The organism is Trichococcus ilyis, from assembly GCF_900109135.1.
Lineage (GTDB): Bacteria > Bacillota > Bacilli > Lactobacillales > Aerococcaceae > Trichococcus > Trichococcus ilyis.
Genome location: NZ_FNYT01000045.1, coordinates 1 through 12,708, shown reverse-complemented (window position 1 = coordinate 12,708; position 12,708 = coordinate 1). Strand labels below are relative to the sequence as shown.

Sequence of the window (12,708 nt, the reverse complement as noted above, 5' to 3'; positions counted from 1 at the left end):
CTACATTTTCGCTACTATGACCTCTGCTGACTTCTCGCTATTCGTTGTTACTACAGGGATTCCTGCTAGCGAGACCTCCCCGGGTAAGAATGATAACCTTCCACTCATGTCACTGCCTCATTTACTGTAGGAGATTCGTGCAGTATGGGACTTTACTTTGTTTTGCAAGCTCGTCCGTCTCCATCCAGCCTTATATGAGATTTCTGTTCGTCAGTGCGAGTGTTTGCGTCCGACTTCCTTCAGATTCCACCTCACGGTGGACACCCTTGTCTTTCGCTAACAGTTCCTACTGCAAAGCCTGTAGTGGACTTTCACCACCAAGTTATCACCCATGCCGGGCGCACAAATAGGATCCCTGCCATCTGCACGATGAAAGGGATCCTATTTGTTATGATGCGGCCAAGAAGACTCGAACTTCCACGGGAGTAACTCCCACCAGCCCCTCAAGCTGGCGCGTCTGCCATTCCGCCATGACCGCAAAACCAACTATTTCATTATAGTATTGGCGTCGTTTGTTGTCAATGGCTGTACTCTTTTTTCATCAAAAAAATTACTCGATCAATTTCGAGGTAGTTGAACTGAATTTCTCATTTCCCTCAGGATAGACTCCGTTGACAATGTCATATTCTTGGATGTATTTCATCTCAATATCGGTGTCATTTGCATCTTTCCTATCCACATAAGCCACTTCCAATAATACGAGCATATTAAAGGGGATGACATCTCCGGCTTTGAGCCCCCCATTATTGGCTGTTCTCGTTTGCGAGGAGCCGTCCTTATCGGTCACCAGTATTGATCCGTTATGATTCATGAAACTGTCGATAATATCCGAACGGACGCTGAGCAAATAAAATGTATCACCAACTTTGGCCGACGTCAGGATATCCGCCACCACCGGATTCAATTTCAATGAGCCGTCGATATTTGAGGTTGTGTTCCCATTACCTTGATCAATGACGATGCCGTCGTCATATTTTACGTAATAGCTGTTTTTCCCGGTGCTGCTCGTTTTCTTGTAGAAGTCGTAAATCTGGGATTTATCTCCAGGTGATTTGTTGGTCCTGAGCAGGATATTTTCGGATGTATAGAGGCTGCCGGTATTCGTCAGGGGCAGCGCTTGCCCATCCCAATGGTATTCCACTTGTGCGACTGCAGTCGCTTTGACAGTTGTTCCGTTACCGGCCAGATTCAGGAATTTAGCGAAAATGTATGGCACGTCACCTTCAACATCCGCCTTGATTTTTGTTTTCTCAGGGAAAGTTATTATAACGTCTTCAAAAGGTACCTCATTGTTGTCCGCATAGATCTCAGCAACGCTTTCAGCCGCAGTTTTATCCGGCAATTCCATTGCACCGGCCAAAGCTGCCGCATCAGCCGCATTCTGCAACTTAGATTTCTCGGCATACATCAATCCGACGTCAACAACCAATGCCGAAAAGCCCAAAAGGACTCCCAGCAAAAGCACAATCATCACCAAGGACTGCCCGTCTTCCTCCGTCTTCAACCGCTTAATAATTCTACCCAACACTGCCCTCACCTCATTTCTCGAAAAAATATCGCATACCTCTTATTGAAACGTGAAGTAAGACCAAATCACGATGTTTTTACTATATCTCCGATCCTGACGCTTCCGGTCAGTATTTGGCTGTTCATTTCGATTACACTTTTGGCCCCTTTGACTATCGGCGAAAAGCTGCCGGGCGCCATCCCAGTCATGATGCGGATTATCCGGTTCTCTTCGTCAAGAAAGAGCAGATCGATTGGAAACTTCATGAAAAAACAATGGACACTGTTGCACGGTTTGATCATCAACCCAGCATTTTCGGGCATCGATGGTCTGCCCATCAATCCCCGAAAACGGGCATAGAAGGTATCCGCTGTCTGAAGATCCTCCAAAATCACTTCGCCGGTTCTTGCATTAATCAGTTTCTTCATCTCACATCTTACCTTCCAATACATTTCTGGCTTTAGTTTCTTCAGCTAATGCTTTTTCTGCTTTGTAAATGAAGCGGTACCCGCCGGATTCAAAGACATCCCGGTCGAATATTTCTTTGCCGGTGTGCACTTCGCCATCCATTTTGAAGATGCCGGGAGGTGTCGTTTCGATTTTGATATACACCGGTATATATGTTTTTGATAGCGCCCGGTACCCTTCAAAGCATTTGAAGCGGGCGGGGCTTGTTTCCACCTTCACGATCATCCGGTATGGGATTTTTGCCCCTTCCAATGATAAGGCAGCTTCCTTGTCTTCTGCGCCGAACGCAATCAGCTTAGTGTCCGCTTTCTTCGGCAGCAACCATTCTTGTGCGTCTTCCGAATCATCCGCTTTCGCGTAAACCAAAATCCGGCTGATGCTCAATGCCTGTTTCAATTTAATGGTGTAGATCAACCTTCCAATTCCTATGATGACGAAAGGTACAGACACTAACAACCCGAGAATCAGCCCGTTATTCGCCAGGAAATCCTGCGTTTTTTTCTGGAAAAAGGCCGATCCGGACAGCAGTTGGATTTCTGTTCCGAACGACTGGACTTGCGTCAAAGGATCTTCAGCCACCACTTTGACGGAAACTGATTTTGTACCCAACGGCACGCTATCATCCAAAGCTAGTTTGATTTCCGTTACGGATGTTTCCCCGGCTTCAAGGACGAGTGTTTGTTCTTCAGCCGAGGCATCCTCGGCTTCAACTGAAAGCCGGATGGTCTCGTTTCTTTCGGAGTCGTTCTTGAGCTGAACAGGAATGGTGACAGTGCTGCCCGGCTTCGCATAAGTGCCTTCTTCCGTGACTTTTCCGGATATCGAACCGGTCCAAACGACGCGATAGCCCCCACCGTCTTCCTGCAGTGTAAAATTGCCCTGAGGAGTGGTTCCTTGCGCGACGAGCGAAACCTCATAGTCCCCTTCTTCTGACAGTGGCAAGTCGGCTGTGTAATAACCGTCCCCTTCTGTTTCGTCTGCGCTTGATTCCGGACCGCCGTCCAGCATCGGGATGATTTCCTGACGGCCATCGGAATAAGTTGCTACCACATTCATGCTGTTGAGGATGATTCCTTGCGAACCATCCATAATCTGCTCATCCACTTCCAAATGCCCTGTGATGGTTTGGCTCTCACCGACCTTAAAGACGTCACCTTTCAGCTTTTGCTCGCTTTTCAGGACAGGCAGTTGCTGGACGGAAACCGAAACGGAGTTGCTCGTGATGACGCTCTCTCCACTGATGATCTGCGTTTCCAGAATATAGGATCCCGCCTGGTCGACATTCTCGTAAGTCCCGACATATTGGCCATCTTTCAAATTTAGTGGGATGGTCTCCAATTCGGCAGCCCCGTTTTTCGAAACGACAACCTGGACGGCCATTTCTTCATTCAATTCCCCGGTCACTTCCACCGCCAGGTCGATCGGTTCAGCGATCGGCACTTGCGTATTGGCCTGCGGACTGGTCATCCAGGATTTCAGTGTCAGATCTTTATCTCCGAACAACTGGGCGTTGCCGGTGCCGGTAATGACCAACTCCCAGTCGCCCGCAAGTTCTTCGTCGTTTTGGTTCATCGTGAGGATGCTGTACTGCTCGTTCTTCTGAATGCTGACTCGATCGTTCCCGGCTTCACTGTCGACAGGCCGGATGAAGACATCCGTTCCGGCGGTATCATACGTGACGGCCATCGTCACTTGGGAAGTATAGTTGTCGACTTGGAACGGAATAACCGTTTCCCCTGCCAAGGTGATCGACTCATTCCAAAAGCCTTGGCGGTTCTTCAATGTCCGCAGCACCTCAACGAAATTCACGGCAATGTCACTGGCACTGCCCAAGAATTTGGCTTCCCCTCTTGTGTCCGTAGCGATGCGCTGCAGAATGCTGGTGTCGACCGTACCGAAACCGAGCGGATAGACGGCGATGCCCTTTTGACCCAAACGGGCGGTCGTCTGCCAGACAGAATCCATATAAGTTGTCATGAAAGCCGTGTCCTCCCGGAGCGCATAGTCCGGTTCAGGAACGCCATCCGTCAAGAAGAGGATCACTTTGCGCACGTCCGGATCCTTGATGCTTCCCAGCTGTTCCTCGGCTTTTTCGAGTGCAGCTCGGTAGTTCGTGTTCCCGTCAACCTTAGTGATGGAATCCAGTGTATTCTTGACAACCAGTTTGTTCGCGGTGTCCCCTACTTGCTGCATCGGGACCAACTCGGTTGCTTCCGTTGCAAAGGAAACGATGCCCACATGATCTTCCGGGCTGAGCATATCCACAAAGATGTCGGCTGCTGTTTTCCGCAAATGGTTGGGATCTGTTTCGGCCATGCTGCCGGAAGTGTCGATGACAAGGGCTACCGCAATTTGCTCGGAAGCAGTCATTGCAGCTTTCACATCCCCGGGCAGTGTGGCCCATCCGATAAAGATGCTCAGGAAGACCCATATGAAGGCATTTTTTGGGCGCATGTTTCTCTCCTCCTCTCTGACGTCATTTCATCAACGTTTCCATGATATTCAGCACAGCTGGCCCGAGGATGACGACAAACAGCGCCGGAAACATGAAGAACACTATCGGGAACAGCATTTTGGTCGGGATTTTCGCAGCCAGAGCCTCGGCCCGCTGGCGTTTATTCAGGCGCATCGTATCCGCCTGAATGCGCAAGACGTTCCCGATATTCGATCCCATTTCCTCGGCCTGGATGATCGAAGTCACAAACGTCCCCAAATCAGCGACTTGCGTCCGTTTGACCATTTCCCGCAAAGCTTCCGAACGTCCTCTGCCTTTGTTGATTTCGTTCATGGTGAACAGCAATTCCTCGCTCAACGGGCCCTTCATCTTATCAGTGGTCCGGTAGATGGCCATATCGAAGGCCAGACCGGCTTCCACACTGACATAAAGCACATCCAAAAAGCTCGGCAACGCACGTTCGATCCCTTCGATCCGCTTCCTTGATTTCGTCCGCAACGAAGTGTACGGCAGCAGAAAGCCTGCAGCACCGGCCAAAGCGACATACAGTCCGTTTGTCGGCTGTTCGGTCAACTGCATCAGATAATGCGTACCGAAGGCCAGCAGCAGCCCCAGCATCAACTGGATTGCGATGACGTTATTGAATTTCACTGTATCCTTTGTTCCGCTGCTGCTCAACAGCAGCTCGTACTGTTCCCTTATCGATGATGGCGCCAGATTACCCAACCCATGGATCATGCGCTCGTAAACAGGATTGATGACCCGCTCCGCAAAGGACTCGCGCATCTCCTCATCGAAAGCATCCCGCGTGTCGGCCATCACCTTCACGTTGTCGAGCCGTTCCTTCACAACCTGCTTAGGCATCAGCACCGCATCATAGAAAAGATAAAACAGAAGGGAGCTGGTCAGGAACAGTGAGATATAGACAATGTATTCCATCTGGTTTCCCTCCTATATTTTGACTTTTACGATTCGTGTCAGGATGAACGCCCCGAAAAAAATCATGGCACCGGCAATACCCAACATCATCAGGCCCATGGAATCCTGAAACAGTTTCCCGATGTAGGCTGGGTTAATCACGAACATCGCTGCCGCAATCGCGATCGGCAACACGCCGATGATGACGGCCGACATTTGGCTTTGGGCAATCATCGTCCGGATGTCCCCTTTCAGCTTGACGCGTTCCCGGATTGTTTCCGAGATTGTGTCGAGTATCTCGGAAAGATCTCCTCCGACCTGCAGATGGATCAGCAAGGTCGTGATGAAGATGTCCAGATCCTCATCTTCTGTCCGTTTGCCCAGATCCATCAAAGCTTCGTCCATATTTTTCCCGTAGGAATTGTCGCGCAGCACTTTGGCGAATTCATCCGCGATCGGCGCCTCCATCTCTCGCCCGACCACTGCCATCGCCTGCGGGAAGCTGAAACCGGCCCTCAGCCCGTTGGAAATGAGGCTGAGCGCTTGCGGCAATTGATCATTCAGTTTTTTCGAGCGTTTCTTGCGGATCGTTTCCAACAACATTTCCGGTACACGGAATGCCACCACGAATCCGAGCAACGCCAGGAAGAAATGATTCGTTAGCATCCACAGCACGAACCCCAAAAAAAGTCCGGCCATGATGGAAATTTCGATGAACTCGATCGGTTTCATCTTGGTGTAGGCCTGCACCAATTTGGTCCTGATCCGTGAATAGTAATTCGATTTTTCGACATAGCGGATCATGCTGCGCAGCAGACCCTTCAGCAGCCCATTCTGTTTTTTGTCCTGCTCTTCATGGTATTCCTCCAGCGATTTGCTGGTTTGTTTCAAGCGGGTCTTGATGGTGACCCGCTGTTCGAACGCCAACAGATAGAAGGAATAAAACAGCAGCAGTACGGTCGCGAAGATGAAGAACATCAGCAATGTTTCCATATTACATCCCCTTTCTGAAAGGGTCCATGCTCGCGGTAGCTATCGGCTTGAACAGACTAGGCGGGACATTCTCGCCGTGTGCTTTGATTTTTTCCATGAAGTTCGGCATGATGCCGGTGGCCTGGTGTTTTCCTTTGACGTTCCCGTGTTCATCAAAGCCGGTCTGGCGGAAAAGGAAGACATCCTGCAAGGTGACCATTTCCCCTTCCAGCCCGATGATTTCACTGATTTTCGTCACTTTCCGGCTGCCGTCGACCATCCGTTCGACTTGGATGATCAGATCGATGGCCGAGGCGACTTGTTCCCGGATAGCCCGTGACGGCAATTCGACACCGGACATCATCACCATCGTCTCGAGGCGGGAGAGGCTGTCGCGCGGCGAATTCGCATGGATGGTCGTCAGCGAGCCATCATGGCCAGTGTTCATCGCCTGAAGCATGTCCAAGGCTTCCCCGCCGCGGACCTCACCCACGACGATCCGGTCCGGACGCATCCGCAAGGAGTTGACGACGAGATCGCGGATTGTGATCCTGCCGGTACCTTCGATGTTGGCTGGCCTGGACTCCAACGTCACGACATGCGCTTGCTGCAGTTGGACTTCGGCAGCATCCTCGATGGTGACGATCCGTTCATCCTCCGGAATGTAACTGGAGAGCACATTCAGCAGCGTCGTCTTCCCGGAGCCGGTCCCCCCCGAAACCAGGACATTGATCCGACCTTTTACGCAGAGGCGCAAAAATTCGGCGATGTCGCCGTTCAAAGTTCCGAAAGTGATCAGATTGTCTGTCGTCAAGGGGTCCTTCGAAAATTTTCGGATCGTGATCGATGGCCCTTTCACTGCCAGCGGCGGGATGATGATGTTCACCCGCGACCCGTCCGGTAAGCGGGCGTCCACCAAGGGCGAGCTCTCATCGACCCGTCTTCCCAGAGGCGCAATGATTTTGTCGATGATGTGCATGACATGCTTGTCATTCCGGAATTCATTTTCCGTCTTAATGATTTTTCCTTTCCGTTCCACAAAAATGTCCAACGGGCCGTTCACCATGATTTCGGTGACGGTCTCGTCATTCAGCAAACCGCTGATAGGTCCGAACTGATAGATTTCGTTCATGACGGCCTGGTTGACTTTTTGCTTGTCGGCATAGGAAAGATGGCGTTTCTGCTCATAAATGATGTTGCTGATGATGTCGTTGATTTTTTCCTGTGTCCGTTTCTGCTCGGAGACATCATCTGCTTCTTTCGTGGGCGGAAGCTGATCGATGACGATCTGCAGCGCTTCATAAGCCAACTCATCGAGATCGCGCCTTCGTTTGACCAGACCGCTCTGGCTCTCTTCCTTTTCGTCAACCTCTTTCTTTCCGGAAAAGCTGAAGTTCCCGTACGTTCCCAGATTCATAATTTCAACCTCCTTTTCGTTCGTTATGTGTGCCTTAAGCCTTCATCAGATCCTCTTGGCTGAATTTGGCGCACATCTTCTCGAAATTTTTGGACAGGGTGTTTTTCGGGTATTCATGGACCAACGGCACACCCCGGTTCAAGGAGGACAGAACCCGGCGGTAATCCAAACCAATCGCTGCATCGACTTTCTTGTTCAAGGTCGTCTCCACATCGCTTTTTTTGATCTCGCCTTTGATGTCCTCTTTGTTCAGGACAATGCGGATTTTTGATTGCGGAAAATTGAGGTCCTTCAAGGTGACAAGCAACACTTTGATGTTGCGCACAGAGGAGAGTTCCGGGGTGGTGATGACCAGCAGTTGGTCTGCCAAAGCCAAAGCTGGCATGATGGTATCGACGAACCTGCCGGGCATATCGATGACCACATAGTCGAAAGATTCGCGCAAGGCTTCGAGGATGACGTGGACGTGTTCGGCATTGATGAAGTCGTTCATGGCCGGCTGGAGGTTCGCCGGCAGGACCTTGATGCCTGATTCGTGCGGAATGAGATAACTTTCGATCAGGTCGCTGTCCATGTGCCGGATATCGTCGATGACGTCCGTGATCGTGAATTTCGGGTAGAGATTCAAGGCCAAGGCCGCATTTCCGAAGTCCAAGTCCAGATCGACGAGAACAACGCGTTTTTCCGGATTCTTCGCCAAGGAAGCCGCGAAATTGATGGAGACAAAAGTCTTTCCGACACCGCCCTTGGTGCTGAAGACCGTGTACACTTGCCCCAATTCACTTCTGCGGATCTTCTTCTGTGGCGTGTCCGCCTTCGCCACCCCTGCCCGTTCCTGCAGCTGATGGATCCGATAGATGGCGTTCATCAGTTTTTCCGGATCGATCGGTTTGATTAAGACATCCTTCGCCCCTGCAAACAAGGCATTGTGCATCGTTTCTTCCAGCAGCTCCGCTTCCACCATGATGATGCTCGTATGCGGAAACTGGTGCGAAACTTTTTCCGCGAAAGCATACCTGGAGCCATTCATTCCCGAGCCCATCAGCAAGATGTCCACCGCCGAACGCTCCAGAGACTCCATTGTTTTTGCCTCATCGATGGAATCGCCGGTCAATTGGATATAGTCGATGTTTTTCAGCATTTCCGTGATTTCCAGACGTTCGGTTTCCGAGTCCGCCAATAATAATAGTTTCATCTTATTCACTTTTCTCACCGCTCTCTCCAAGAATCAAAGTTATCTGTGCCATAACCGCCCAAGTCCTGCCAAGCAGTGTCAACCGGATTGCGCAAAGTGAAGTAGAAGGTGCCGTTCAGGTTGGCAAAGGCGATGACTTCTGCTTGTGCTGGCGTGACCAGCAACGTCAGGGAAGTCGGCACGCCTGTTCCCACCGAACTGTCCGTCACTGCGGCATTCGGACCTCTCTCAAGCACTTCGATATTCTGCAGTTGCGTGTAGACGACCTGTGCGCCGTCTGAAGGGGTGTAGCTGACAAGGATATCCAGCTTGTCCCCGGCCATCACGTACCCGCCGACGCCGTCCACTTCGCTGGTCGCCACCGTGATCGCACGCATGCTTTCCGGAATGCGGTAGGAAAGCTCCGCTTCTTCGTCAGTGGCGACGATCCGCTCCGTCAAAACTTGTTCGCCGGCCACCAATCCGGTCGTGGTCGTCCCGCCGACCACATCAGCGATTGCCGTATAGGTGTCGGCATGCACCGCTTCGCTCGGGATTTCCTTGAATTCCAGCATGTCTTCAGTGACTTTCACGTGTGCCGGGATATCCGTGAGTGCCACCACGACTTCGCTCATCTCGACTTGATTCTCCTGGGCGGATGCCTCAACTTGCTGCAGATAGATATAGAGCATTCCGGTTGTGAGCAACGCCAGGATGCCTGTAATGATCCAGATCCTTTTTTTTGTTTTCACATTGTTTCACTCCTTCTGACTTTCTTGGATAATACAGAAAATCATTTTCACATATTACTTCCCTTTTTCTCCGTGAGGTTTTACTCTAACCTCATAGTGACACTTGCAGAAGCATCGATTGGATCAGCTGTAGAAAGATAAAAACCCAATGGGCTGCTTGAGTCGACATGAAATCCAATCAAGGAATTCACTGTAGACTCTGCGGTAGCAATTACTGACGTTTCATTGATGGTTACATTTACTGATGTCCCTGGCACATGAGCCATAGCATCTGATTCAGCTTGTGCTTCAGTTTTTCCTGCAGCTGCATACCTAGCTCCTTCTCTGGCTGCCGCTGAAACAGCTATTTCGGCCTTCAGTATCCATCCAAATTCCAAAACGCCTAATACCAACAGCAGCAGCATCGGTAATACAAGGGCGAATTCAACTAGTGCCTGCCCTCTCTGGCTGCTTTTTAATTTCGCCAGAATCTTCAACTCGCTCACCTCCCTTGTCAAAATATAGGATACCCGTTCTTGTAGGCGATCAGCACCAGCACAGCTCCACCGGCGATGGCCACGCCATAAGGGATATAGATTTTTTTGTAATCCTGTCCTTTTTTGGAAAATCTTTCATGAGCTTTGTAAACCGTCTCGTTGTAGCCCAACCGAATGGCGAACTGCAGAAGGAAGTTGATTAATGCATACAGCATTTTTTTCAGCGTTTCGCGCAATTTGCCAGTGTATAGCAGATGGAAGAGGACCATAATCCCACCGACGATGGCCGAATACAGCGCCGTCATCACCGAAAACCTCCAGCCCATCAAAGCGCCGATTGCGCCCATCAGCTTGACATCGCCGGCCCCCATCCCACCCATCGCGAACGGCACGAAAAAGATTGCCAAACCTGCGAACAATCCCAAGATGCCCTGCAGCAGACCAGTCCATCCCCCAGTTATGATATTGAACAGGAGGCCAATCAGCATTCCCGTGAACGTTATTTTGTTGGGTATTTTGCGTTCTTTCAGATCCCAGAACCCGGAAGCCAAAATCAGCACCAACAACAGTGCATTGTTTGCGGTTAACATGTCGCTTACTCCTTTCTGATTGGAATTTTTTTATGATTGAAAATTCATTGTGGATATTTTGAAGCGCGGAGCGGAGGGGTTTGAGAAAAAAATCCCGCTAGAGATAGCGGGATTTTAGAAAGTCTAACAGATTTTGAATATAGCAATACCTTAATTACTTGACTTCCGTGCCACCTAATCCTACAAGAATCTGATTAAACTTTGTTTTAATTTGTGTACCAATTGGAGTAAGAACTGACAGCGCTACAATAGAAATTAATGCAGCAATCAACGCATACTCTACCATACCTTGTCCTTCTTCTTCGCGAACCAATCTTTTCATGATTTCCATGATGTTTTCCTCCTCTTTCTATCCGCTTATTTAATGTTGTTGTTGTTTATGAAACGGCTTCCCGCTAGCGAAGTCATCTCATTCAGCAACAACTCCATTTTTCAATGGACCGGATTTCCCGGTTCCTGTCCACTCAAAAATAGAGTTTCTGGCTGGAGTAAAATTTAACGTTACGATGTGAGCTGAAGATGTACAATCTGCAGAAAATGAATTATAATCATACTAACTCTAGTTAATTTTTAAGCATATGTTTAGAATTATTTGTGGATTACGGAGCATACCCTTTGGAAGTAAGTTTTTTATCCATACGAATTTATTGATTTTTTTTGAGTTTTGGAATTACTCTTCTTGGAACTGTTGGTTGTTCGGTTGTTTGCGTTTTATCGTCGAGCTTGCGCATTGGCAAATTTTTTTCTACATAGCTTGATTCAAAATCGGATATTATTGTGTGTTGATGCATTACCGAAGGGTGTGTCGTTTTGGACCCATATAGGTCATTTTGGGATGACAAAAACGTTGGTTGGATTATCCAAGGGTTGGGTACATCCATTTGTCTTGCGTTGTGTTTTTCTTCATATCTTTATTCTACTTTAATTTGTTTTCTATACAATCCACAAAAAAGCTTTGTTCGTGCAAAAATTGAACAATTCTGTTAAGTGTGTCGTTTTTTTGAACACCCGAACCGAAACTATTGTTTTTTATGAGAAGGAGGTTTTTTCGATGCAGAATGGAACAGATAGCAGAAGCGCACGCCGAACCAAACAATTATTCAAAACCGCCTTAATGCACTTATTGGAAACGGAAAGTTTTGCCTACATTTCCGTCAAGGATATCGTCGAGACTGCCAATTATAACCGTAAGACTTTCTACAATCATTACTACGATAAATTCGATTTACTGGACGATGTGACGAAGGATTTGCTGGAAGGTATGGCTATCGCCGTCAAGGATAGCTTCAAGCATTATCAAAAGACCCCGCGCATGTCGATGATTGCTTCTGAAATCACTTTATTCGATTACGTTTATCTCCACCGCAACATCATCTATATCTGCAAGAGCACTGGGTTGGAGAAAAACATCACCCAAATTTGTGCGCAAACGATTTATAATGCCTTGATCGAAGCCTGGACGCCGCTAGTCGATATGCCGGAACAGCAATTGGCTTCGTACACAAAAATCTTCACCAATTCGCTGGTAGGAACAATCCACTGGTGGATCGACGAGAAATTCGCCAGCCCTCCTGAACAGATTCGGGCTGAATTTGTGAGCTTTTACAATCATGCACTTTGAGAAGAATAATCGATTAGGAGGTAGATGATTAGTTCATCTACCGTCCTCTCACACCACCGTGCGTACGGTTCCGTACACGGCGGTTCAGTACCTTGAGTAAGCAGACTCTGCCAGGAGGCTTAATGAAATTAAGCCCCAATGGTGGAGTCTTTTCGTCGTAAGTGCCCGATGAACTTCGGGCGTTTTGGAGAGCCTCCAGTGTTTCTTTCTGGAGAATCCGACGCGCTTTGCGCTATCTTTATCGAGACCAAGCTTGGATAGTCTGTCAATCTTCGTACGTGAGCTTTTCCATCGTTTAAGAATAAGTTGTCTGATTCTGCGATGCAGCCATTGTTCTATCCTTCGGATAAAGGTTTTA

12 protein-coding genes and 1 tRNA gene are annotated in these 12,708 nt (G+C 48.9%); 1 reads left to right on the top strand and 12 read right to left on the bottom strand.

The window, feature by feature from the left end:
* Positions 1-394: 394 nt before the first annotated feature.
* The 12 genes from BMX58_RS13960 to BMX58_RS13905 all read right to left on the bottom strand — a co-directional run bounded on the left by BMX58_RS13960 (position 395) and on the right by BMX58_RS13905 (position 11,060).
* Positions 395-478: transfer RNA gene (locus tag BMX58_RS13960), tRNA-Leu, on the bottom strand.
* A gap of 72 nt (positions 479-550) precedes the next feature.
* The gene (locus BMX58_RS13955; protein ID WP_131814109.1) at positions 551-1,528 is read right to left on the bottom strand and encodes a pilus assembly protein TadG-related protein; all 978 of its coding nucleotides are present in this window, start codon (positions 1,526-1,528) and stop codon (positions 551-553) included.
* Positions 1,529-1,593: 65 nt separating this feature from the next.
* Positions 1,594-1,935: a DUF192 domain-containing protein gene (locus BMX58_RS13950; RefSeq protein WP_068624933.1), complete on the bottom strand. Its 342-nt coding sequence runs from the start codon at positions 1,933-1,935 to the stop codon at positions 1,594-1,596.
* Between the two features lies 1 nt (position 1,936).
* Positions 1,937-4,429 (bottom strand): vWA domain-containing protein, encoded by a 2,493-nt coding sequence (locus BMX58_RS13945; protein ID WP_068624935.1) that lies wholly within the window; start codon positions 4,427-4,429, stop codon positions 1,937-1,939.
* A 22-nt stretch (positions 4,430-4,451) separates the two neighbouring features.
* Positions 4,452-5,369: a type II secretion system F family protein gene (locus tag BMX58_RS13940; RefSeq protein ID WP_068624938.1), complete on the bottom strand. Its 918-nt coding sequence runs from the start codon at positions 5,367-5,369 to the stop codon at positions 4,452-4,454.
* A gap of 12 nt (positions 5,370-5,381) precedes the next feature.
* Positions 5,382-6,341, bottom strand: coding sequence for a type II secretion system F family protein (locus tag BMX58_RS13935; protein WP_068624939.1), 960 nt, complete (start codon positions 6,339-6,341; stop codon positions 5,382-5,384).
* Position 6,342: 1 nt separating this feature from the next.
* Positions 6,343-7,737 (bottom strand): TadA family conjugal transfer-associated ATPase, encoded by a 1,395-nt coding sequence (locus tag BMX58_RS13930; RefSeq protein ID WP_068624942.1) that lies wholly within the window; start codon positions 7,735-7,737, stop codon positions 6,343-6,345.
* Between the two features lie 34 nt (positions 7,738-7,771).
* A complete protein-coding gene (locus tag BMX58_RS13925) occupies positions 7,772-8,932 on the bottom strand; it encodes a CpaE/TadZ family protein (RefSeq protein ID WP_131814106.1) in 1,161 nt (386 codons plus the stop codon).
* 14 nt (positions 8,933-8,946) lie between these two features.
* Positions 8,947-9,663 (bottom strand): Flp pilus assembly protein CpaB, encoded by a 717-nt coding sequence (gene cpaB / locus BMX58_RS13920; protein WP_068624945.1) that lies wholly within the window; start codon positions 9,661-9,663, stop codon positions 8,947-8,949.
* Between the two features lie 80 nt (positions 9,664-9,743).
* On the bottom strand, positions 9,744-10,139 hold the full coding sequence (locus BMX58_RS13915; protein WP_068624947.1) for a TadE/TadG family type IV pilus assembly protein: 396 nt from the start codon (positions 10,137-10,139) through the stop codon (positions 9,744-9,746).
* Between the two features lie 17 nt (positions 10,140-10,156).
* Positions 10,157-10,729: an A24 family peptidase gene (locus BMX58_RS13910; protein WP_068624949.1), complete on the bottom strand. Its 573-nt coding sequence runs from the start codon at positions 10,727-10,729 to the stop codon at positions 10,157-10,159.
* A gap of 154 nt (positions 10,730-10,883) precedes the next feature.
* The gene (locus tag BMX58_RS13905; RefSeq protein ID WP_068624951.1) at positions 10,884-11,060 is read right to left on the bottom strand and encodes a Flp family type IVb pilin; all 177 of its coding nucleotides are present in this window, start codon (positions 11,058-11,060) and stop codon (positions 10,884-10,886) included.
* A gap of 720 nt (positions 11,061-11,780) precedes the next feature.
* On the opposite strand from BMX58_RS13905, the gene BMX58_RS13900 reads away from it, so the two are divergent.
* A complete protein-coding gene (locus BMX58_RS13900; RefSeq protein WP_068624953.1) occupies positions 11,781-12,350 on the top strand; it encodes a TetR/AcrR family transcriptional regulator in 570 nt (189 codons plus the stop codon).
* Positions 12,351-12,708 lie beyond the last annotated feature (358 nt).

What these genes read in the sequence shown, in the direction of transcription:
- BMX58_RS13950 (WP_068624933.1), bottom strand. Translation starts at nt 1,935, where the DNA reads ATGAAGAAACTGATTAATGCAAGAACCGGCGAAGTGATTTTGGAGGAT.
- BMX58_RS13945 (WP_068624935.1), bottom strand. Translation starts at nt 4,429, where the DNA reads ATGCGCCCAAAAAATGCCTTCATATGGGTCTTCCTGAGCATCTTTATC.
- BMX58_RS13940 (WP_068624938.1), bottom strand. Translation starts at nt 5,369, where the DNA reads ATGGAATACATTGTCTATATCTCACTGTTCCTGACCAGCTCCCTTCTG.
- BMX58_RS13935 (WP_068624939.1), bottom strand. Translation starts at nt 6,341, where the DNA reads ATGGAAACATTGCTGATGTTCTTCATCTTCGCGACCGTACTGCTGCTG.
- BMX58_RS13930 (WP_068624942.1), bottom strand. Translation starts at nt 7,737, where the DNA reads ATGAATCTGGGAACGTACGGGAACTTCAGCTTTTCCGGAAAGAAAGAG.
- BMX58_RS13925 (WP_131814106.1), bottom strand. Translation starts at nt 8,932, where the DNA reads ATGAAACTATTATTATTGGCGGACTCGGAAACCGAACGTCTGGAAATC.
- BMX58_RS13910 (WP_068624949.1), bottom strand. Translation starts at nt 10,729, where the DNA reads ATGTTAACCGCAAACAATGCACTGTTGTTGGTGCTGATTTTGGCTTCC.
- BMX58_RS13905 (WP_068624951.1), bottom strand. Translation starts at nt 11,060, where the DNA reads ATGGAAATCATGAAAAGATTGGTTCGCGAAGAAGAAGGACAAGGTATG.
- BMX58_RS13900 (WP_068624953.1), top strand. Translation starts at nt 11,781, where the DNA reads ATGCAGAATGGAACAGATAGCAGAAGCGCACGCCGAACCAAACAATTA.